This window comes from Actinoplanes sp. TBRC 11911 (assembly GCF_012933445.1).
Lineage (GTDB): Bacteria > Actinomycetota > Actinomycetes > Mycobacteriales > Micromonosporaceae > Actinoplanes.
Genome location: NZ_JABBNC010000003.1, coordinates 317520 through 337551, shown reverse-complemented (window position 1 = coordinate 337551; position 20032 = coordinate 317520). Strand labels below are relative to the sequence as shown.

Annotated in this window: 15 protein-coding genes and 1 riboswitch; of the genes, 5 read left to right on the top strand and 10 right to left on the bottom strand. The window is 68.5% G+C overall.

The annotated features are described in order from the left end of the window. Positions 1-201 precede the first annotated feature (201 nt). Positions 202-2907: an AAA family ATPase gene (locus HH310_RS45255; protein WP_312033889.1), complete on the bottom strand. Its 2706-nt coding sequence runs from the start codon at positions 2905-2907 to the stop codon at positions 202-204. 201 nt (positions 2908-3108) lie between these two features. On the opposite strand from HH310_RS45255, the gene HH310_RS07305 reads away from it, so the two are divergent. Continuing rightward, positions 3109-4020, top strand: coding sequence for a sulfotransferase domain-containing protein (locus HH310_RS07305; protein WP_169174642.1), 912 nt, complete (start codon positions 3109-3111; stop codon positions 4018-4020). A gap of 4 nt (positions 4021-4024) precedes the next feature. Here HH310_RS07305 and HH310_RS07300 read toward each other — a convergent pair whose 3' ends face one another. After that, a complete protein-coding gene (locus HH310_RS07300; protein ID WP_169174641.1) occupies positions 4025-4753 on the bottom strand; it encodes a TetR/AcrR family transcriptional regulator in 729 nt (242 codons plus the stop codon). Between the two features lie 135 nt (positions 4754-4888). On the opposite strand from HH310_RS07300, the gene HH310_RS07295 reads away from it, so the two are divergent. The 3 genes from HH310_RS07295 (at position 4889) to HH310_RS07285 (ending at position 8206) form a co-directional block, all read left to right on the top strand. Continuing rightward, on the top strand, positions 4889-5593 hold the full coding sequence (locus HH310_RS07295) for an alpha/beta hydrolase (protein WP_169174640.1): 705 nt from the start codon (positions 4889-4891) through the stop codon (positions 5591-5593). A gap of 155 nt (positions 5594-5748) precedes the next feature. Beyond that, positions 5749-6591, top strand: a complete 843-nt coding sequence (locus HH310_RS07290; RefSeq protein ID WP_169174639.1) for an AraC family transcriptional regulator — start codon at positions 5749-5751, stop codon at positions 6589-6591. A gap of 157 nt (positions 6592-6748) precedes the next feature. Then, positions 6749-8206 carry a pyridoxal-dependent decarboxylase gene (locus HH310_RS07285; protein ID WP_169174638.1) on the top strand — a complete coding sequence of 486 codons (1458 nt, stop codon included), beginning with the start codon at positions 6749-6751 and terminating at the stop codon, positions 8204-8206. Between the two features lie 153 nt (positions 8207-8359). Here HH310_RS07285 and HH310_RS07280 read toward each other — a convergent pair whose 3' ends face one another. Together HH310_RS07280 and HH310_RS07275 are read right to left on the bottom strand one after the other, a co-directional pair. Further along, positions 8360-9184, bottom strand: coding sequence for an alpha/beta fold hydrolase (locus HH310_RS07280; RefSeq protein ID WP_169174637.1), 825 nt, complete (start codon positions 9182-9184; stop codon positions 8360-8362). A 128-nt stretch (positions 9185-9312) separates the two neighbouring features. Continuing rightward, entirely contained in the window at positions 9313-10467 is a 1155-nt protein-coding gene (locus HH310_RS07275) for an acyl-CoA dehydrogenase family protein (RefSeq protein WP_169174636.1), read from the bottom strand. A 254-nt stretch (positions 10468-10721) separates the two neighbouring features. On the opposite strand from HH310_RS07275, the gene HH310_RS07270 reads away from it, so the two are divergent. Next, the gene (locus tag HH310_RS07270) at positions 10722-15989 is read left to right on the top strand and encodes an SCO7613 C-terminal domain-containing membrane protein (protein ID WP_169174635.1); all 5268 of its coding nucleotides are present in this window, start codon (positions 10722-10724) and stop codon (positions 15987-15989) included. Here the strand turns inward: HH310_RS07270 and HH310_RS07265 are convergent. From HH310_RS07265 to lexA, 6 genes are all read right to left on the bottom strand, one after another. After that, entirely contained in the window at positions 15986-16396 is a 411-nt protein-coding gene (locus HH310_RS07265; protein WP_169174634.1) for a SitI3 family protein, read from the bottom strand. The genes HH310_RS07270 and HH310_RS07265 overlap by 4 nt on opposite strands. Positions 16397-16417: 21 nt before the next feature. Continuing rightward, on the bottom strand, positions 16418-16819 hold the full coding sequence (locus HH310_RS07260) for a hypothetical protein (RefSeq protein ID WP_169174739.1): 402 nt from the start codon (positions 16817-16819) through the stop codon (positions 16418-16420). A 259-nt stretch (positions 16820-17078) separates the two neighbouring features. Beyond that, positions 17079-17459, bottom strand: a complete 381-nt coding sequence (locus HH310_RS07255) for a YbaB/EbfC family nucleoid-associated protein (RefSeq protein ID WP_169174633.1) — start codon at positions 17457-17459, stop codon at positions 17079-17081. Then, positions 17456-18679: an MFS transporter gene (locus HH310_RS07250; RefSeq protein WP_169174632.1), complete on the bottom strand. Its 1224-nt coding sequence runs from the start codon at positions 18677-18679 to the stop codon at positions 17456-17458. The genes HH310_RS07255 and HH310_RS07250 overlap by 4 nt, the downstream gene beginning before the upstream one ends. 48 nt (positions 18680-18727) lie before the next feature. Then, complete coding sequence (locus HH310_RS07245; protein WP_169174738.1) at positions 18728-19042, bottom strand: multidrug efflux SMR transporter; 315 nt, start codon at positions 19040-19042, stop codon at positions 18728-18730. An 11-nt stretch (positions 19043-19053) separates the two neighbouring features. Beyond that, positions 19054-19119, bottom strand: a riboswitch (guanidine-III (ykkC-III) riboswitch). Between the two features lie 220 nt (positions 19120-19339). Then, entirely contained in the window at positions 19340-19972 is a 633-nt protein-coding gene (lexA, locus tag HH310_RS07240) for a transcriptional repressor LexA (protein ID WP_169174631.1), read from the bottom strand. Positions 19973-20032: the final 60 nt, after the last annotated feature.

Here is a 20032-nt window from a genome sequence, read left to right as displayed (position 1 = left end):
TGCCGCATGGTGAGCCACCATCGACACATCCGCCCACTCCCCGAGGATTCGACAGGGCGGAGGGGTACGCGGCTTGGCGCCATGTCGCCAGTGCGGTGGTCAAGCCGCGTACCAGTCGGCCGCATCAGCCATCGATCCCCGTTGCACACCGTTGCGCCACGTCCAGGCGTACGGGAAAGCATTTTGGGTTAGAGGTCTTGGTCAGTTGGCGTCGAGGCGGTTCAGGGCGTCTCGCAGACCGGATCGGGAGACTACGCCCAGCTTGGGGAAGAGTTGGTAGAGATGCGAGGCGACGGTCCGCTCCGAAATTGCCAGCTCGGCGCTGATGTCCTTGTTGGACATTCCGGTGGCGGCCATCCGGGCGATGACCAGCTGGCGGTCGGTGAGATCGCCAGGGCGAGCCTTGGCATCGACCGGCTGGCCGGACGCGCGTAGTTCTTGGCTGGCTCGTTGCGCCCAGCCGCGGGCGCCGAGCCGTTCGAAGGTCGCGAAGGCCTGGGCGAGATGGCCGCGGGCAGCGTTCGGCGTCCGGATCCGCCGGAGGTGTTCTCCGGCGAGAAGCTCGATACGAGCCTGTTCGAACGGCCACCGGAAGGCGTCCGGTGTGGCGAGCGCCCGGTCGAACAAGCCCGCCGCGTCGTCGGCGGAGACCAGCGCCTCGGCGGCGGTCACCAGCATATGGAGGCGGGGTGAGATGCGGTCCAGCCGGGCCGCGCGAGCCGCCGCGACGTGCGCACGGGCCTCGGCGTCGTGATCGGTGCGGACCGCCGCCTCGACCACATCGAGGACACCCCAGGTCGCCACCGCACGATGGGGCGGAATGGTTCCGGGAGGATGCATCGAGATGATTTCCCGGTACGCCTGTGCCCAGTCCCGCCGGCTCAGCGCGAGCAGCGTACGCGTGTAGCCCGAAAGGTAGCTCACGTGCTTCACCCCACGAGGCACCGCCCACTGGCCGAGCTCGGTGGTGATCCGGCGTGTGGTCTCGTCGTCGCCGCGTGCGGCGGCGAGAAGGGCGATCCACTGGTCGATGGCCCAACCGTAGAGGCGGAGGCCGTGGTTCTTGGTCAATTTCAGCGCTTCGGCCAGGTGCTGCTCGCACTCGGCCCACCGTCCTTGGAAGAAGGCGTCGTACGCCAGCAGCGCCAGCGCCTGCGTCACGACGTTCATGTCGTCCGTGGCTCGGCCTTTGTCCAGAGCACGTCGAAAGGCGGCGCGGCCGCGATCGAGCCGGTCGACCCAGCTACCCGCGAGTCCGGTCAGGACGATCTCGGCGGGATCATCGACTTGGTCGATCTGGTCGAAGAGCCGATCCAACCGGTGATATTCGGCGTCACCGGCGTTCGCGGGATCCGCGTGGGTGTAACGCATCAACACAAGGAGGTCGAGTTCCGGGTGCTTGAGGCGGGATGCGAGCGCGTCGAACGCCGTCCAGAGATCGCTGCGCCCGCCGAAGACACAGACGTAGAACAGGGTGAGCATGGCGGCGCGGACCGAGAAGATCGGATGTGACTGGTCGTCGACGTCGGCCAGGGCGCCGGTCAGCATGCGATGGGCGGTGTCGATGTCGCCGTCCTCGTTGAGGATGACGAAGGCCGTGGCCACCGCCATGTCGAGGGTCCGCGGGCCCAGCCGGCGGACTTCTTGCAGTACCTCCTTCGCGGTGGGGATACCGCCGCCGAGGTGGGCGCCGATGTAGGCGGCTGCGGAGAGCCGCCGGGCGCGATCCTGGTTCGCCGGGCTGAGCATTGAGGCGTGCGTGAGCGCGGTGACCGCGCCGATCGGGTCGCCCCGACGGACCCGGCGATAGGCGGCGCGTTCGAGCGCTGCCGCGGCATCCTCGTCCGGGCCAAGGCCACCGTTTGCCAGATGCCACGCACGACGGTCCGGATCCGCCGCGGTGCCGGCCAGCCGGCGGTGAGCCTGATGTCGTTCCGCGGTGCTGGAGGTGTCGATGACGGCCCAGCGCATCAGCGGGTGTGCGAAGACGACCCGGTCGGTGATTCGGATCAGGCGTAGGTCTTCGGCCGGCTCGAGTGCACTCAGCAGCTCGCCGTCGGCGGCGGCCTCGAGGGTGCGCAGGTCTTGGGCCGGGTCCAACGCCACGAGCAGCAGAGACCGTCGTGTCAGCTGCGGTAGGCTCTGGATCCGGGACGAGAACGCTGTCTGCAGCCGCCGGTTGAGTGGCACCGCGGACAGGTCGAACGACGGGCTTGTCGCGACGATCGGTGGCAGTTCGACCAACGCCAACGGGTTCCCGGCCGCCAGCGCCAGCACCTCGCGCTCGACCGCGGCATTCAACCGGGGGTGGCGGTCCTTGAGGATCTGCGCCGACGCCGATTCGTTGAGCGGGTTCAGTGCGTACTCCTCGAGCCCGGCGCGCTCGAAGAAGCCGCCTGCCTCCGAGCGCGCCGTGCCGATGAACCCGGCGGGTACCCCGGTGAGCCGGCGGACCAGCATGGTGAGCACCGCGGCGCTCGAGCGGTCCAACCATTGCAGGTCGTCGACCAGCAGCAAGATCGGTCGATCGGCGGCGACCTCGCGCACCAGTCTGCGCGCCGTTTCGGCTATCGCCAGCCGGTCCGGGACCACCGCGGTGTCCGGGTCGAAAAGTGATTCCAGAACGGCGGCGCGGTGCGAAACCGTATCCAGAAGCGGGTTGAGAAGCTGCTGCAGACCCGCGAACGGGACGTCGGCCTCGAATTCGACGGCCGACGCGGTAAGAACGCGGCCGCCCTCCGCCGTCCAACGCCCGGAAGCGTACTGAAGAAGCGTTGTCTTGCCGATGCCGGGCTCGCCTACCAGGACCAGCGCATCGCCGGACACCCGGGAACGCTCGCAGACGCCGTCGATCACCGTCAGGGCATCTCCTCTGCCGACGATGTGCTGTGGTGGCCTTGCTCGCACGTCTTCCTAACGTTTGCGTGCGCGGCGAATTCAATCGGCCCTTGTCCGCTGAGTCACCCAAGTTACTTGGGGTATCAATGCGGCCACGAAAAATCGTTGTCAGACGGGCGCTGGCTCAGTCGGATGACTGATGCGCTCCCGGGCCGAAGGCAGCAGGTTGTCCCGGGGCATGACTCAGCCATTTCTGATCGGAAGGTTGCGATGGTAGATCTGACGCGAAAGCTTTATCAGGGCCCGTTTTTCGACAACACCCGCTGGGACGACGTGGTACTGCGCCAAGGCGACATCATCATCACGACGCCGCCGAAGTCGGGAACTACCTGGACGCAGATGATCTGCGCCTTGCTCATCTTCCAGACGGCGGACCTGCCGAAGCCGCTCGATGACCTGTCGCCCTGGCCGGACTATCTCGTGTATCCCCGTGCACACGTTCCCACCGTGCTGGCCGGCCAGCGGCACCGGCGGTTCATCAAGACGCATACCCCGATGGACGGCCTTCCGTACGACGAGCGCGTCAGCTATCTATCGGTCGGCCGGGACCCGCGCGACGCGTTCGTCTCGTACGACAATCACATGGCGAACATGGATCTCGGCGCCATCTCCCGCCGATACGTGGCCGCCGGGCGAGTCGACGGGATCGAGCGGTCGCCCTTTCCCGCGGTGCCGCCGCCACCGGGATCGATTCACGACCGTTTCCGCCTCTGGGTGGACAGCCCGGCGTTCATGTTCGGCATGCCCGCCTACCTGGCACACCTGGACACCGTCTGGCAGGAACGCGACCGGCCGAACGTCATTCTGATGCACTATCAGCGTTTGAAGGACGACCTGGAGGGGTCCATGCGGGCCTTGGCGGCAGGCCTGGAAATAGACGTTCCCGAGCGGAAGTGGCCGGAACTTGTGGAGGCGGCGACGTTCGGAGCCATGAAACGGCACGAGACCGACGTGATCCCCGACCGCGGCATCTGGCGTGACGAGTCCCGTTTCCTGAACAAGGGCACGTACGGTCAGTGGCGGTCCGTACTCGATGACGAGGATGTCGCCTACTACCGCGAGCGTGTCGCCACGATGGCCGGCCCGGAATTGCTCGACTGGGTCCAGCAAGGCATCCGGTGAGCACTCAGCTGTCGTGAGACGACGTCGGTACCCCGTGGTGGCCGGCGCGGCGATCCGGCAGTGGACGACGTCCTTCGCACAGATGGCGATTCGTGGGAGGACTCTGCGGACGAGAGGATCGAATGTGATCGGCGATGACGTGGCGGGCGTCGTCGACGTGCTGCGGATCCCGGTACATCACGTAGAGCTGATTGGCCAGTGCCAGGTACGCGTTGAGCTTGAAGGCGCCGTGCTCCGGTGTTATCGAGTCAGAGAGCTGGCCGGCCGCCTGAGCCGCGGCGTACTGGTCGGTGAGCTCGTGTAACCAGGCCGTGTACAGGTCCACGAGCCGGTCTCGGACGACGCCGGGCCGTGTGTCGAACTCGGCGTTCGCCGAAGCGAAGAAGCAGCCCCCCGGGAAAGTCTCGTTGACCACCATGGCGAGAAAGTTCTCGCAGAGTGCCTCGAGGCGGGCCAGCGGAAGGCTCGTCTTGGTGAGCGCCGGGCCGACGATCTCGGCCTCATACCGTTGGGCAGCCCGTTCGATCGTGGAGAGCTGCAGTTCTTCCTTCGAGCGGAAGTGCGCGTACAAACCGCTCTTGCTGATCCCCACCTGCTCGGCAAGACGTCCGAACGACAGTCCTTCAAGGCCTTCGACGGTAGCCATATTCACTGCCGCGTCCAGGATCGTCCTGCGGCTGCGCCGGCCGTCGCTGCGCGAAGCCCGCTGCGACGGCTGCACGGTGGAACTCATCGGCTGAGAGTACAGCGGCCCTGACAGCGCCGAGAGGTCTCGTAGGTCACATAGGTCAACCGGGTTTTCCAGGCTTAGCATGATCCAGCACGACCTGCCGTGCTATCTAGCATAAACACTAGAGAGGCGTGAAGGATGTCTGAGCGAAAGCCTGTGATGGTGCTTGTTCACGGCGCCTGGCATCGCAAGGAGATGTGGCGCAAGCTGATCGCGCAGCTGCCCGATGACCTGGACGTTCGCACACTGCAATTGCCCTCAAGCGCCCCGGTGCCGCCGTCGCAGCTGGGCGATCTGTACGACGATGCTCGGACGATTCGGGCAGCAACCGACGCCGTCGACGGGCCGGTGATCGTCGTGTGTCACTCCTACGGCGCTGCGCCGACAAACCAAGGCCTCGCCGGGGCGCAGAACGTGCGACGGATCGTGTCGATCACCGGGTTCCAGCTCGATGTCGGCGATTCGATGACGTCCAGCCTCGGCTTCCAGATCCCGTATTTCTGGGGGACGGATCACTACGCCGAAGGCTATTTCGAGATGACCGACCCGCTGACGATCTTCTACCCCGACCTCGACCCGGTCGACGCCAAATCGGCTGCGGACGCGCTCGGTCCGCAGTCTGTGGCGTCGTTGGAGCAAACCCTGACTCAAGCCGCCTGGCGCACCATCGACACCACCTACATCCACGGCACCGAGCAGGCGGCGATCGAAATGTTCGACCCCTATCTTCGCCGGGCCCGGCGCGTGCGCACCATCGACACAGCACACTCGCCGTTCTTGAACAGGCCGCGAGAACTTGCGGAACTGCTGCGTCAGGATCTCGCCGACGTGAGCCAGAGCTGACTGCCCGGTTACTTGGATGTCGTTGGTTCGATATGAGAAGCGAATTTGTATTCGACAACGAGATGGGTCAGCTTTCTTGTGAGTGTTTCCTTCCGTGCGTCGTTCACGCGGGGAAGGGTTGCCGCGTCCAATGTTCGGAGCAGAAGCTCGATGAGTTGATCGGGCTGACGAGACTGTCGACGACGGGCGGTTCTTTTTATGCTGCCCGTACCGAACAGCTCGCCGCAAAATCTTCTGTCGATGAGTTGCTGGGGATATCTGTCGGCATAGCCGGAGGCTCTCTACTGCGCCAGGACGGAAGTCTCACTCCGCTGACTGCCGGAAACGTCACGCTTTACCAGGCGCCCAGCGCCTGGAAGCTGGCTACCGAAGGCACCACCGAAACCCAAATGATCAAGTTCTCGCGGGATTTGCTCCCGCCTGGGATGCGGGATGTGCGCCAGAGCGCCCAGCGGTTGCATGTGCATTCGCCGGCAACGAACATGCTTGCCCGATACCTCGATCAACTCGACAGGTCCGCCCCCGATCTGACCGCCGTGCAGCGGGCCGACGCAGGCCAGGCGGCAATCGCCTTGGTGGCGATGGCGTTGCGCAGCCCTGAGGCCGCCGCACCGGACGGCTCCGAGGTGGTGATTCTAGAGATGGTGAAGGCCTACGTACGCGACCATGTATCCGAACCGCTCCTGATCGAGGACTTGGCGCGACGGCACCACATCTCGGTGCGGTACCTCTACCGCGTTTTTGAATACGTCGATACCACCCCGGGGGCTTACATCCGCGAGCAGCGACTCCTGGCCGCTCGCAATATGTTGCTTGACCCTCGCTACGTCGGTCTCTCTATCGGGCGAGTCGCGGAGATGACAGGATTTCCTCAAGCTCGTACATTCCATCGCGCCTTTCATCGAGAGTTCGGGATCACGCCGGACAGCTGGCGGCATTATGGAAATAGCAATCCGTCACGAGCTTTGCCCGGCGACAACCCGACATTTCCCTCTTGAGCGACGGCTGGCTACCGCCAGCCTGGACCATCATCCGGAAAACCGGCAAGCAATGTCGCACATCGGGCCGGAGGTGTCCGTACCTGGCGTACTGACGAGACGACACTTTCCGCGATGGCGAACCGGCTGTCCAGGAGCCCCGAAAGGGAGAACGACAATGGCTGATGACGCTTCCGCGGGTTCGCTCGATCTTGAACCGAAGGTTCTCTCAGCGATGGGTGATCAGGTGCTTCGCCGCATCGTGGGACTTCAGGAACGGCTCCCGGACCGGCCGGCTCGGCCTGCGGTCGCGCAGGTTGGAAACCTCCGGGATCGTTGGGAGGTGCCAGCCGAGGAACCGGGTGTGCTCGAAGAGTTGCTGGACACACTCGACCAGGCCGCCCGCGGAGCATGGGCATTCGACAGCCCACGCGCGATGGCTTTCGTTCCCAGCGGTGGGCTCCCGGTGTCGGCGCTGGGCGAATGGTATGCCCGGTCCGCCAACGCTTACGGCGGCGTGGCGTACACGTCAATAGAATTCGCCACGATCGAAGAAGGTGTGCTGGGTTGGATAGCTCGTGACGTTTGCGGGCTACCCGAGGGCTCTGGGGGGATCCTGACGACCGGCGGTTCATTGGCCAACTTCTCGGCCGTCGTGGCCGCCCGCGAGGCGAGCCTAGGCCCGGATATCGGCCGGGGCACGCTTTATCTCACCGAGTATGCGCATCGATCAATCACTAAAGCGGCGCGGCTGGCCGGTATTTCGCCCGAGCACATACGCGTCGTCCCCAGTACCGGCCTGCTGACGATGGACCTCGCCGCGGCGGAAGCGATGATTATCGAGGACCAGCGTCAGGGCCTGCAACCGTTTCTGATCGTCGGAACCGCCGGCACGACCGACACGGGCGCCGTCGACCCTCTGCCGTCGCTGGCCGCTCTCGCGCGCCGGCGCGGCCTGTGGTTTCACGTCGACGCCGCGTATGGCGGCTTCTTCCGCCTGACCGAGCGGGGGCGCCAGTTGCTCTCCGGAATGGAGGACGCGGACTCGGTGACGCTGGACCCCCACAAGTCGTTGTTTTTGCCGTTCGGCACCGGCGCGCTGGTAGTGCGCGACCCCGCGACCCTGCGGGCCGCCTTCTCGGACAAGGGGCACTATCAGCAGGACTACGTGGACACCGACGCATTGCCGGACTATTCCGCGCTTGGTCCTGAGCTGAGCCGTGAGGTCCGCGGAGTGCGTGTCTGGCTCCCTCTTCGCCTTCACGGCGTGGCGGCCTTCCGGGCGGCCCTCGACGAGAAAATGGACCTCGCCGCGGCGGCACATCGCGCGCTTTCCGCCGCTCCCGAACTCGAGCTCCCAACGGACGTCGGCCTCAGCACCCTCACCTTCCGCGTCCGTCCTTCGTCCAGCAGCCGCACGGCAGCCGACCAGGCCGACCTGGCGACTCGACGATTGCTGGACCACATCGCCGCCGAGGGTCGGTACATGCTGTCGAGCACCACGGTCAACGGTCAATTCCTCGGCCGGATCTGCATCCTGGCGCACCGCACACACGCCGAACACGTCGAAGGCCTGGTATCGGCGATCACCACCGCAGCGAAAACAATCAGCGGAATGCCGTCGCCGGTTCGCTAATCATCGACTGATGTCACGATCAGATCATGGGTGGACTGCTGCTCGTCTCCCGGCGGCCCGGGATTCAGCAGGACTCCCCGCGCTCTGCTGAACCCCGAGCGATCCACTTTCACGATCGGCGAGACGAACACGTTTGCTAGTCAGGCGCGCCCGTCAGGACCGGAAGAACTCCAGCAGGTCGGCGTTGATGGTGTCGGCGTGCGTGGTCGGCATTCCGTGCGGGAACCCCGGGTAGGTCTTCAGGGTGCCGTTCTTGAGCAGTTTCGCGGTCAGGGGAGCCGAGTCGGCGTACGGGACGATCTGGTCGTCGTCGCCGTGCATGACCAGCACCGGCACCGTGATCTTGCGCAGGTCATCGGTGAAGTCGGTCTGGGAGAAGGCGACGATGCCGGTGTAGCCGCCGAGGGCGGCGCCCATCATGCCCTGGCGCCACCAATTCTGGATCAGTGCGTCGGAGGGCTCGGCACCGGGCCGGTTGAAGCCGTAGAACGGGCCGGATGCGACATCGGTGTAGAACTGGCTGCGATTTTTCGCGAGTTGGGCTTGGTAGTCGTCGAAGACGCTCTTGGGGGTGCCGCCAGGGTTGGCGTCGGTCTGCACCATCAGGGGCGGGATGGCGGACATGATGGCGGCCTTGGCGACGCGGGATTCGCCGTGGCGGCCGAGGTAGCGGATGACCTCACCGCCGCCGGTGGAGTGTCCGACGTGGATGGCGTCGCGCAGGTCGAGGTGGGCGGTCACGGCGGCCAGGTCGTCCGCGTAGTGATCCATGTCGTGCCCGTCTGCGACCTGCGCTGAGCGGCCATGTCCACGGCGGTCGTGCGCGATGACCCGGTAACCGTTGTTCAGGAAGAACAACATCTGGTTGTCCCAGTCGTCGGACGACAACGGCCAGCCATGGCTGAACACAACCGGTTGGCCCGATCCCCAGTCCTTGTAGAAAATTTCGGTACCGTCGCTGCTGATGACTGTTGGCATTTTGCTCCCCCTACTCATTTGACCTTTGCGTGACAAGGCCTTGTAATTTCGAGGAGAGCACGCGGCCCATGGACTCTAGGGGCATTTTCTGCACGGTGCCGGACATCTTCTGCCGAGCTCCGTGATTTTTAGTCCTTCAAGAGTTGCCGTGCCATCACGATGCGCTGGACTTGATTGGTGCCCTCGTAGATCTGGGTGATTTTGGCGTCGCGCATCATGCGCTCCAGCGGGTAGTCGCGGGTGTACCCGTACCCGCCCAGCAGCTGGACCGCGTCCGTCGTGATCTCCATGGCGGCGTCCGAGGCGAAGCATTTCGCGGCGGCGCCGAAGTAGGTCAGGTCGGCGTCGCCGCGCTCGCTCTTCGCGGCGGCGGCGTAGGTCAGCTGGCGGGCCGCCTCCAGCTTCATGCCCATGTCGGCCAGCATGAACTGGATGCCCTGGAAGTCGGCCACCGGCTTGCCGAACTGCTTGCGTTCCTTCACGTACGCCTTGGCGAAGTCCAGCGCACCCTGCGCGATCCCGAGGGCCTGGGCCGCGATGGTGACCCGCGTGTGGTCCAAAGTCTTCATCGCGGTGGCGAAGCCGGTGCCCTCGTCGCCGATCATGCGGTCGGCGGGGATGCGTACGTTGTCGAAGTAGACCTCGCGGGTGGGGGAGCCCTTGATACCCAGCTTCTTCTCCGGGGCGCCGAAGCTGACGCCCTCGTCCGACTTCTCCACGACGAAGGCGGAGATGCCGCGGGAGCGGGCGGACGGGTCGGTCACCGCGAACACCGTGTAGTACTCCGAGATGCCCGCGTTGGTGATCCAGCGCTTCACGCCGTTGAGCACCCAGAAATCGCCGTCGCGTACGGCCTTGGTGGTCATCGACGCGGCGTCGGAGCCGGCGTCGGGCTCGGACAGGCAGTAGGAGAACATCGCCTCGCCGGACGCCACCTTCGGCAGGTAGCGCTGCTTGAGATCGGCCGAGCCGGCCAGCAGCAACGGCATCGTGCCCAGCTTGTTCACCGCCGGGATCAGCGACGACGACGCGCAGGCGCGCGCCACCTCCTCGATGACGATCGCGGTGGCCAGGGCGTCCGCGCCGGCTCCGCCATATTCGGCCGGGACGTGCGGGGCGTGGAAGTCGGCGGCGCGCAACGCGTCGTACGAGGCCTTGGGGAATTCGCCGGTCTCGTCCGCCTCGGCCGCGTTCGGTGCCACTCGCGCATCGCACACCTCACGCACCGCGGCCCGGATCGTCTCGTGGTCCTCCGGAAGCTGGTAGGCCTCGAAGTCCGTCATCGCGAAAGCCCCTCTCGAAGTACGTTCCGGACTGATGTTACTGGCGCGTAGCGTACGGGAGCCAGTGGTTGATCTGTCCGCATCGAACTTCGGACAGACCGGTCGGTCCGTATGAGCGGTGTCTCACCTGCCGCCCGCATGGCGAGGTTCTGTCGCGTTTCTACGGATGTCCGCCCCCGTGCGACTGTTCTAATGAGGTGTCGGACCGGCATGCTTTACGTAACGACCGGGCCCAGTCATCTTCAGGAGGTGCCGTGGCGCAGGCTGACCAGCCCGACAGCTACGACGATGAGCTGGCCCGCATCGATGCCTCGATCGCGGAGTTGAAGGTCAAGGACCTTGCCGCGGCCAAGGAGCGGTCCACCATCGCCGCGAAGATCCAGGCGGCGCGGTTCCAGCGGGACATCCTCGCCCACGCCAACCAGCAGCAGAAGGCGAAGCGGGCGTCCAAGCCCAAGCGCGGGCGCCGCCGCGAGACGGATGAGTTCCCGCCTCCGCCGCCGCCCGGCAGCCACCCGGTCGAGGAGCCGCCGCCCCCGCCGCCGTCGTCCCGCGCGGGCGTGAGCGATGCCCCGCCGCCACCGACCGGCACCACGACACGGCCCGCCGGCGACGACGCGCCGCCACCAGCGGGCGCGGCGCCCTCCGAGCCGCGCCGCAGCGGCACCACGCCGCCCGCCGAGCCGCGCGGCCGCCGGCGGGGCACCGGCGCCACCCGCCCCACCGGCCGGCGCCCCGAGTGGGCCGCCCCCGGCTCGGCGCACACCGGCCCGCCCGGCGTCGCCACCGACGGCGTGACCCAGCTCCTCGACGACCCGCCGCCCACCGAGGACCCCGGCCCGTCGCCCCGCCCGCGGGCCGGCTTCACCGGTGCCGAGCAGCACCATCACCCGCCGGAGGCGTCCCAGCAGTCGGTGCAGAACATCCTGCTCGCGCTGGGTGCGCTGCTGATCGGCGTGGCCGCCGTGGTCTTCGCCGGGGTGGCCGTCAACAACCCGCTGGCCCGCGCCGCCATCCTCGCCGTCGCCACCGCGATCGCCCTGGTGGTGGCGCCCGGCATCGCCAGCCGGGGGCTGAGCTCGACCGCGGAGACGATCTCCGGGGTCGGCATGGTTCTGCTGCCGATGACGCTGTTCGCGCTGCACGGCAGCCCGCTGGTCGGCGGCGAGGACGTGCCCGTCCCGCTCTATCTGGGGATCAGCTTCGCGGTCACCGCGGTGGTCGGTTTCCTGTACGCCGGAGCGACCCGGCTCGCGGCGCCTCGATACGCCACGGTCATCGCCGTGCAGCCGGTGCCGTTGCTGCTCGCCCAGCCGATGATCCACAGCCCGGCCGGCTGGGCCATGGCGCTGGCCGTCGTCGCCCTGCTCGACCTGTTCCTGCTGACCACCGTGATCCGCAAGGGCCGGCTGGTGCCGCGCTGGCCGCTGGGCCGGCCGGTCGCCGCCGACCGCGCGCGCGAGGACGCCGCAGCCGCCGGCGCCGCCGACTACGCCCAGCACACCGACCGGCCGGAGTCCGCGCCCGAGGAACCCGACCTGGTCATCGAGGGTCTGAGCGGCCGGCGGAGGCGCTGGCTGCCGACCCGGATCTTCCCCGGCCCGCGCCCGGCCGGAGCGCCGGCCGCCGGATCGGTGCCGCTGGCGCCGCCGAAACGGCCGCCGTCCTCGGACTGGCTTCGCGAGCTCACCTTCGCGCTGCTCTGCGTGGCCAGCGCGGGCGCCCTGCTGTACGCGTCGGTCGCGCTGCTGCAGGCCGGGGCCATCACCGACGCGCTGCGCTCCGGCGGCATCCTGATACTGGCCGCGATCGTCGCCGCGGCCGCGGCCAAGCTGTTGCGCAACTTCACCGCCCGCAACATCGCCGGCGGCGTCCTGGTCCTCGCGATCATCGGCGCCTCGGCCCGGATCGCCGACGTCGTCTCACCGCACTGGACACTGGTGGTCGCCGCCGCGGTCGTCGCCCTCACCGGCACCGTCGTCGGCATGCTCGCCGAGCCGATCCGCCGTGGGCCGGAGATCGCCTCCGCGGTCGCCCTGGTGCTGATCGGGGTGGTGCTGGTCGTCGACGGGCTCCGCGCGGCGCTGGCCCCGCTGCAGGCCGCCCGTCCGATCTGGAACGCCGACACGGCCGCCTACGCTGCGCGCATCGCCGACGCCACCGGCAACGAGGGCTGGCTGCTGGCGTTCAGCGCGCTGATCCTCACGATCGCGGCGGCCGTCGCGCTGCCGGCCGGCTTCCGCCACGAGGGCGCGGTCATCGGCATCGCGCTGACCGCCCTGGTGGTGCCCGCATCGCTGGCGCTGAGCTGGTCGAACGCGCCGTGGCCGCTGGTCGTGGGCGCGGTCGGGCTGGGCGCCGCCGGGCTCGCCGCGCGCACCCACCGGATCGCGGTGACGCACATCGCCGCCGCCGGGGTGGTCGGGCTGTTCGGTGCCGGGGCCGCGCTCAGCGCGTCCTGGCTGACCGCGGCCGTGCTCACCGCGCTGGCCGGGTCCGGCGTGATGATCGCGGTCGCGGCGCGGCAGATCCCGATGCGGCTCTACGCCTGGCTGGTCGGCGACTGGGCGTCCGGGGCGGCCGCGCTGGCCCTGCCCGGTGCCGTGGTCACGGCCGCGCTCGCCGTCTCCGACCGGGGTGGCGGCCCGCCGCCGACCGAGGCGGTGACCGTGCCCGCGCTCGCGGTCGGCTTCCTGGCGGTGGCCGCGACCCTCAGCTACGCGGCGGTGCTCCAGGTCGCCCGGCGCGAGATCAGCTTCCCGCTCACCGCCGGCACCGGCCTCGGCGCGCTGTCGCTGGCCGCCGCCGCCCTGGTCGCGCCCGGTGCCACCACACCGGACCTGTACGTGGGCCTGCTCCTGCTGGTCGCCGCCGGCCTGCTGTTCTTCGCCAAGTCGATCGACAACGGACGGCGCAGCGACCGCGCTCTGGACGGCCCGGACATCGCCGCCGCTGCCGCCACCGTGGCCATCTGCGGTGCGCTGGCCCGGGTCTTCGCGCTGGCCTTCCCGAGCGCGCCGCTCGCCGTCGCCGGCATCGTCATCCTGATGGTCGGGCTCGGCGTCGGCGCGATGCCCGACGAATGGCGGCGCGGACCGGTGCGCGGGGTCTCCGTGGCCGGGGCGGTGGTCCTCGGCATCGCCGGATACCAGGCCCTGGCCGGCGCCTCGCACATCTTCACGATCGACGGCCCGATCTGGAACGCGAACCTCGCCAGCTACCCGACCGTCCCGCCGACGGGCGCGTGGCAGGCGCCGTTCGCGCTGGTCGCGGTCGCCTTCGCAGCCGCCATGGCACTGGACGCGCCGTACTCGTACCTGATCTCGGCGACCTGCGGTGCGCTGGCCACGATCGGGGCACCGTTCGCGCTCGGACTGCCCTGGTGGGCGCCGTTGCTGATCGGTGGGGCGGTCGCGGTGGCGTACGGGATGGCCTCGGTCGCCGCCAATGATCCGCGCGGTGCGCTGGCCCGAGCCGGAGCCGCCGCGGTCGTGCTCCTGCATGCCGTCGGTGCGGGACTGGTCCGCCCCTGGTCCACGGCCCTGGGGCTGCTCCTGGTGGTCATCGTGGGCACCTTGGTCGCTGCCATGGCCCGTACGCCGGTGGCAGCCGCACCGGAGGCAGGAGAGCTCCCACCGCCGCGCACGTTTTGGTCCACCGACCCGATCACCGAGGCCGACCTCGCGCGCGACGACACCGGCATGCCCCGGCATCGCGCCCAGATCGGCGGCGCCGCCACCGGCTCGATCCTGCTCGCGCTGCCCGGCGTGCTCGCCTCGGTGGCGGCCGACCAGGGGCAGAACGCGCAGGTGGTGCTCACCGCCGCGCTCGCCGCATCGGCCCTGTCGCTGGCGTTGCTGGCGCTCACCGGCCGCTGGATCCCGCAGTACCTGCCGTGGGCGACCGTCGGCCTGGTGCTCGGCGCCACCATCACGGCCTTCGCGTCGATCCCGACAGACTTCCCCACCGCCCTGTACGCCGCGGCGGCCGCCCTGCTCGGCGTACTCGCCGAACTGCTGCGCGGAGCGACGCCCGCGCCCGGCCTGACGCTGGCGGCCGCGCGCGGATACGTGCCACGCTGGTCGTCCTCGGCACGCCCCAGCGGACTCCGCGGCCGCTGGCTGGTCGACCCGGCCACCAGCGCGATCGTGCTGGCACTGGTCCCGACCATCCTGGCGATCCTGTCCATCGCCCCGGCGTTGAAGGCCGCGCTGGTCGACCCGCTGGGCCAGGTCCGGCACATCTGGGACGGCCCGATCCCGCAGCTCGCCGACCCGGCCACCGGCTTCGTGGACGCCACCAGCGTGCTCGCGATCGTGCTGCTGACCGGGGCCGCGGCGCTGGCCGCGATCGGCTTCGGCGGCAAGGCCTCCGAGGCGGTGCCGGTGATCCTGCCCGGCCTCGCGATTACCCTGCTCATCGCCCCGATCGCCTGGGACCTGCCGTACCCGACGGCGACGACCGCGGCGCTGGCCGTCTTCACGATCTCGATGCTCGGCCTGGCACTGACCCCGCCGCCGATCGCGGCGCGCCGCTCGCTGCTCCGCACGGTCCGCACGATCGTCTTCGTGATCGGCCTGCTCGCCGGCGGCGCGGGCCTGGCCGGCAGCCTCGCCCAGCAGCGCCTGACGCTGTTCACGCTGGGCGCCGCGGTCTTCGTCGGCCTGACCGCCGCACTGGCCGGACGCAGCCAGTCGGCCCGCGTACTGGGCTGGCTGTTCGCCGCCGTGATGGCCCAGCTGTTCGTGCTGACCGCCGCGATCGCCGCCGGGCTGGAACGCTCGTGGGCCGGGTTCGGCGTGCTCAGCGTGGGTGCGGTGCTGCTCATCCTGGAGGCCACGCTGCCCCGCCTGGGTCTGCCGCAGTACCGGGCCGAGGCGACGACGGTCGAGTGGAGCGGGTACGCCTCGGCGCTGCTGGCCGGGGTGCTCGCCTTCGACGCGCCGGCCCACCTGGCCGCGATGCTCGCAGTCTGGGGCGCCGTGCTGGGCCTGGCCGCGGCACGTCCCGGCCGCGCACGGGGCCAGCGACGGACCCTGTTCTGGACAGCGGTCGGCTTCGAGATCGTCGGCTGGTGGCTGTTCATCGCGTTGGCGAACGTCGGGCTCCCCGAGGCGTACACGCTGCCGTTCGCCGCTTTGGCCCTGCTCGTCGGGGTGATGGAGGCGCGCACCCGGGACGACCTGAGCAGCTGGGTCGCGTACGGCCCGGCCTTGCTGGCGGCGTTCGTGCCCACCGTCGGCATCGTGCTGGCGGGCAACGGCGGCGAGCTGCGCGAGGTGCTGCTCTTGCTGGGCGCGGTGGCGACGCTGATCGTCGGCTCGATGAACCGCCAGCAGGCCCCCGTGGTCGTCGGCGCCCTGGCTACGACGTTCACGGCGGTCCACTTCGCGGTGACGCTGGTCGGCCCGTGGCTGGTGCTGGTCCCCGTGGGGGTGGTGCTGCTGATCGTGGGCGCGACGAACGAGAACAGGCGGCGCACGCGGGAGGGGCTGCGAGACGCGCTGGTCCGCATGCGCTAGCCGGGGTAGTGGGCCCACCAGCTGTCGCGGTGATGCTCTCGCAGCACGCCGTGCAAACGGGTGAGCAGCAGAATGTCCGCGTTGAAGACAAGCGCGGCATCCTCGGCGCCGGTATCCAGAATTCGCCGCACCACCGTCAACATGTTGATCACCGGCTGCTGGAGATCGGCGGAGCTGTCCAGGCGGAAGTTGACCGACACGTATTCCTTCGGCTCCCACACCCAGACACCATCATCCGCCGCTACTTCGACATAGCCGTTTTGTCCGGCTCGGACGGTGAGCAGGAAGCCGTACCTGCCGACGAGGTCCGCCGACAACAACGGCCCCGGCCCCAACGGGCGTTCGGCCGGGTCCGGCAGCGATCGCTCGGCCACCTGATCCGCGAGGGTGCTGCCGGCCAGGACCAACCTGTACTCAAGCGCCATCTCTCAAGTCCCTTTCGCCCGGTCAGGTAGGTCGATCTGCTCGATCTTGCCGTCCGGCGTGATGACCTTGACCTCCTTGAGCCCCTCGATCGGCCAGTCCGCGAACTGTTTCCGCAGAGCCGCGAGGTCACCGCGCCAGTCTTCCAAGTTCACCACGACCCGCTGTGTCTGCCGACGCTCCACGACCTTTTCCTCGACCTCGCCCCAGATACCGCGCGGGCTCTTGGTGGGCAAAGTAGGGGAGTAGCAGTCGAAGATCCGGCCTTCCATCAGGAAGTCCGGATTTGTCGTCGGGCTGCCCGCGTCGCCGGTTTCGCCGCGCGCCTGGGCGACCTCGTCCCGCGTCGGATTCTGTTTGAGTCGCCACCCGTGGCCTGCCAGGAAGACCGCCGCGGAGTTCTCCATCTCGATCGAGCGGCGCGTGAGATCGTCGCTGCCTGGCGGAATGCGGGTGGGGTGACCATGCGGCGTCCCATCAGGCGCACCCGTGCTCGCCGTGATCAGGTCGGATCGGCGCCGCCCGAGCTTCGCCGCCTTTTCGATGGCGTCTTGTGCCTGCCGGATGCTGCCGAACTGCGCCGCCGCGGCTTGACGTGGCCGAGCCGGGGTTTCGCCTTCGTCACCGTGGCCACGAGCACGCTTCGGCACGGTCTCTCGCCCCCCGTCACTCGCCGCGCAGTTGGTGCTCCACACGCTCCGCTATCGCGTGGGCGGCGACCGACTGCTCGCCCATCGTTTCGGTGACTATCCGGCGGGACTGGTCGGCCGCCCGGCGGCGAGCGTCGGTGACCGCGCCCATCACTGCTCGCGCGAGCGCGTCCGGGGCCACCCGCTGGATCCGGTCGGTGAAACGCACGTCGAGCAGTGCGCCGTTGGCGTCGATCGTCACTTCGGTCAGGCCGTTGTCGTCCTTTGTGGTGACTCGCAACGCGGCCAAGCGGTCGCTCATCGCCCGCGTCTCGGCGGCTTTCTGCTCGATGCGGCGCTGCCAGTCCTCGAGGTACACGCCCGCGGCATCGGGGTCGAGGATGTTTCCGTCCGTCATGATCGGACTCCGATCCGGCTGGAGGGCTCGGATTCTAACAACGCGTGTCGATGCGTTGACGCCCACGCGGCGAGGGGTCGATACAGCAGCCCGCCCAGCAGGAAGACGGCGCCCAAGGCGTACCAACCCAGGGTGTGTAAACCGAGAACACAGAACGTGATGAGCGGCGGTGACAGCATGTCGCCGATCTGACGGCCGGCGAAGTACGTGCCCTGGTATTGGCCGTGCGCCGACTCCGGGGACAGCCCGAAGACGATCGCCCAGCTGCCGGTCGACATCCACAGCTCGCCGATCACGTGGACCACGGCGGCGACCAGCACCAGGCCGCCGACGACCCAGCTCGGCATGCCCGCGGTCCAGGCGAAGACGACGCATGCCGCGGCGATGATCGCGGAGCCGCGCCGGGCGATGCGGGAGCCGGCGTCGAGGCCCTCGATCCCGCGGGCGGCGCGGACCTGAAGCAGCACGCAACCGACCGTGTTCACCACCAGCGCCGCGGAGATCAGCCACAGCGGAGCGTGCGTGCGGGCGGCCAGCCACAGCGGCAGGCCGATCACGATGAGGTCGTTGAAGGTGCTGGTCAACACTCCATCAAGGACGACGAACGCCAGGAACGGCCGGTCACGCAGGGCGATCAGCCGGGGTCCACTCTGCGGCTTCGCTTGAGGGGGTACGGCGGTTACCCGAGTGACCACGGCCGCGGCGATCACGAAGGAGACGGCATTGACGAGCAGGACTACGCCGTACGCCCAATGGGTGTGAATGAGCAGCGGAAGGCTGCCGGCCAGCGTGCCCAGGCCGACGCCGGCGTTGGTCATCGAGCGCAGGTAGGCGCGCACCCGCAGCCGCTCGGCCGGCCCCGCGATGCCCGCCGCGAGTGCGCCGTTCGCTCCTTTCGAGAGGGCCATGGCGATCGCGATCACGCACGAGATCAGGGCGAACGCGAGCGGCGTGCGAACGTCGAGCAGGATCCCGTACGCGACGGCGAGCACCAGTAACGCAGCGATCTGCAACCGTTTGGGTCCGTAACGGTCCGCGATGTAGCCCAGCGGCGTCGTGGACACCATGCCCGCGGCCGCGCCAATGCTGAGCCCCGCAGCCATCGCCGTCGGGGAGAGGCCGGCGATCCGCGTCAGGTAGGTGACGCCGGTCGCCAGGTAGGCCCCGTTCCCGAACGCATTGACGAGCGCGGCCGCGGAGAGCATGCGGAGATTCGTCATGCCCGAGATCCAAGCAAGACGTACGTACGGTTTGCAAGTTGTTTGTGCTCAGTGGAAGATCTTGAGACCAATCACACCGGCCACGACCAGCACCAGAGACAGAATCCGAAGCACGCTCGTCGATTCCCCGAGGGCGATCATTCCGACGATCGCGGTGCAGGAGGCGCCGATGCCGGTCCACACCGCGTAGCCGGTGCCGACCGGAATGGTGCGCAGCGCGTAACCGAGCCCGCCCATGCTGAGTAGCAGGCCGACCCCGAAGATGACGGAGGGTACGGGTCGGGAGAAACCTTCCGAGCGGCTGAGGGCAAGCGCCCACACGGACTCGAAAAGACCGGAGACGAAAAGGACGATCCAGGCCATGACAACCTCACGCACGGTCGTCTTTGCAGGCCGGGTACGACACGCCCTCGTCCGGAATGCCGCGATTGCGACACTGGCCTCAGAGTAGCAACCGGGGAGCCGATGGCAACCGTCTATAACCGATGTCACCAATGGGTGCGCCCACCGCTACCCTCCGACGCGGGTGAATGGGGGCGCTCGCGGTGCGATGCGGTCGCGGCGTTGCGCTTTCCGCCGTTGCCGTTTCGCGGCGGCGGTCGATCCGCGCGCTCCGCACTCCCGACGCGACCGTCGCGGTCAGTGCCGGCGAGCACCCGGTCAGACGCGGCGGAGGACCGAGACGACCTTTCCCAGGATCACCGCGGTGTTGCCGGGGATCACGTCGTATGCCGCGTTCTGCGGGACCAGCTCGACGTTCTGGCCGGCCCGCCGGAACGTCTTCACGGTGGCCTCGCCGTCAATCATCGCGGCCACGATCTCGCCGTTCTCGGCCACCTGCTGCTCGCGGACCACCACCAGGTCGCCGTCGCAGATGGCGGCCTCGATCATCGAGTCGCCCTTGACCCGCAGCGCGAACAGGCGACCGTGGCCCACCAGGCTCTCGGGCAGCGTCAGCTCGTCCTCGATCTGCTCGTCGGCCAGGATCGGGGCGCCCGCGGCGATGGCGCCGACCAGCGGAACGCGTACGTCGGCATCTCTCGTGTTCGGGAGGGCGGCGACGGGGGTGGCTCTAATGTCGACAGCCCGGGAGCCGCGCGCGTTGCGACGGATCAGACCGAGCTCTTCCAGCGACTTCAGCTGGTGCGCGACCGACGAGGGTGAGGCCAGGCCGACCGCGGCGCCGATCTCCCGCATCGTAGGGGGATACCCGTGCCGGTCGACCCAGTCACGGATCATCGTCATGATCTGCTGCTGGCGGGCTGTCAGCCGTACGTCATCCGGGGATGCCATGCGGTGACGATACTACATTTCTCGATCATTTGTACGATATCGAACGGGCGATGTCGCGCG

Bases quoted from the DNA above. Each gene is read 5' to 3' on its own strand.
- HH310_RS07305 (WP_169174642.1), top strand. From the start codon at position 3,109: ATGGTAGATCTGACGCGAAAGCTTTATCAGGGCCCGTTTTTCGACAAC.
- HH310_RS07300 (WP_169174641.1), bottom strand. From the start codon at position 4,753: ATGAGTTCCACCGTGCAGCCGTCGCAGCGGGCTTCGCGCAGCGACGGC.
- HH310_RS07295 (WP_169174640.1), top strand. From the start codon at position 4,889: ATGTCTGAGCGAAAGCCTGTGATGGTGCTTGTTCACGGCGCCTGGCAT.
- HH310_RS07285 (WP_169174638.1), top strand. From the start codon at position 6,749: ATGGCTGATGACGCTTCCGCGGGTTCGCTCGATCTTGAACCGAAGGTT.
- HH310_RS07280 (WP_169174637.1), bottom strand. From the start codon at position 9,184: ATGCCAACAGTCATCAGCAGCGACGGTACCGAAATTTTCTACAAGGAC.
- HH310_RS07275 (WP_169174636.1), bottom strand. From the start codon at position 10,467: ATGACGGACTTCGAGGCCTACCAGCTTCCGGAGGACCACGAGACGATC.
- HH310_RS07260 (WP_169174739.1), bottom strand. From the start codon at position 16,819: ATGGAGAACTCCGCGGCGGTCTTCCTGGCAGGCCACGGGTGGCGACTC.
- HH310_RS07255 (WP_169174633.1), bottom strand. From the start codon at position 17,459: ATGACGGACGGAAACATCCTCGACCCCGATGCCGCGGGCGTGTACCTC.
- HH310_RS07250 (WP_169174632.1), bottom strand. From the start codon at position 18,679: ATGACGAATCTCCGCATGCTCTCCGCGGCCGCGCTCGTCAATGCGTTC.
- HH310_RS07245 (WP_169174738.1), bottom strand. From the start codon at position 19,042: ATGGCCTGGATCGTCCTTTTCGTCTCCGGTCTTTTCGAGTCCGTGTGG.
- lexA (WP_169174631.1), bottom strand. From the start codon at position 19,972: ATGGCATCCCCGGATGACGTACGGCTGACAGCCCGCCAGCAGCAGATC.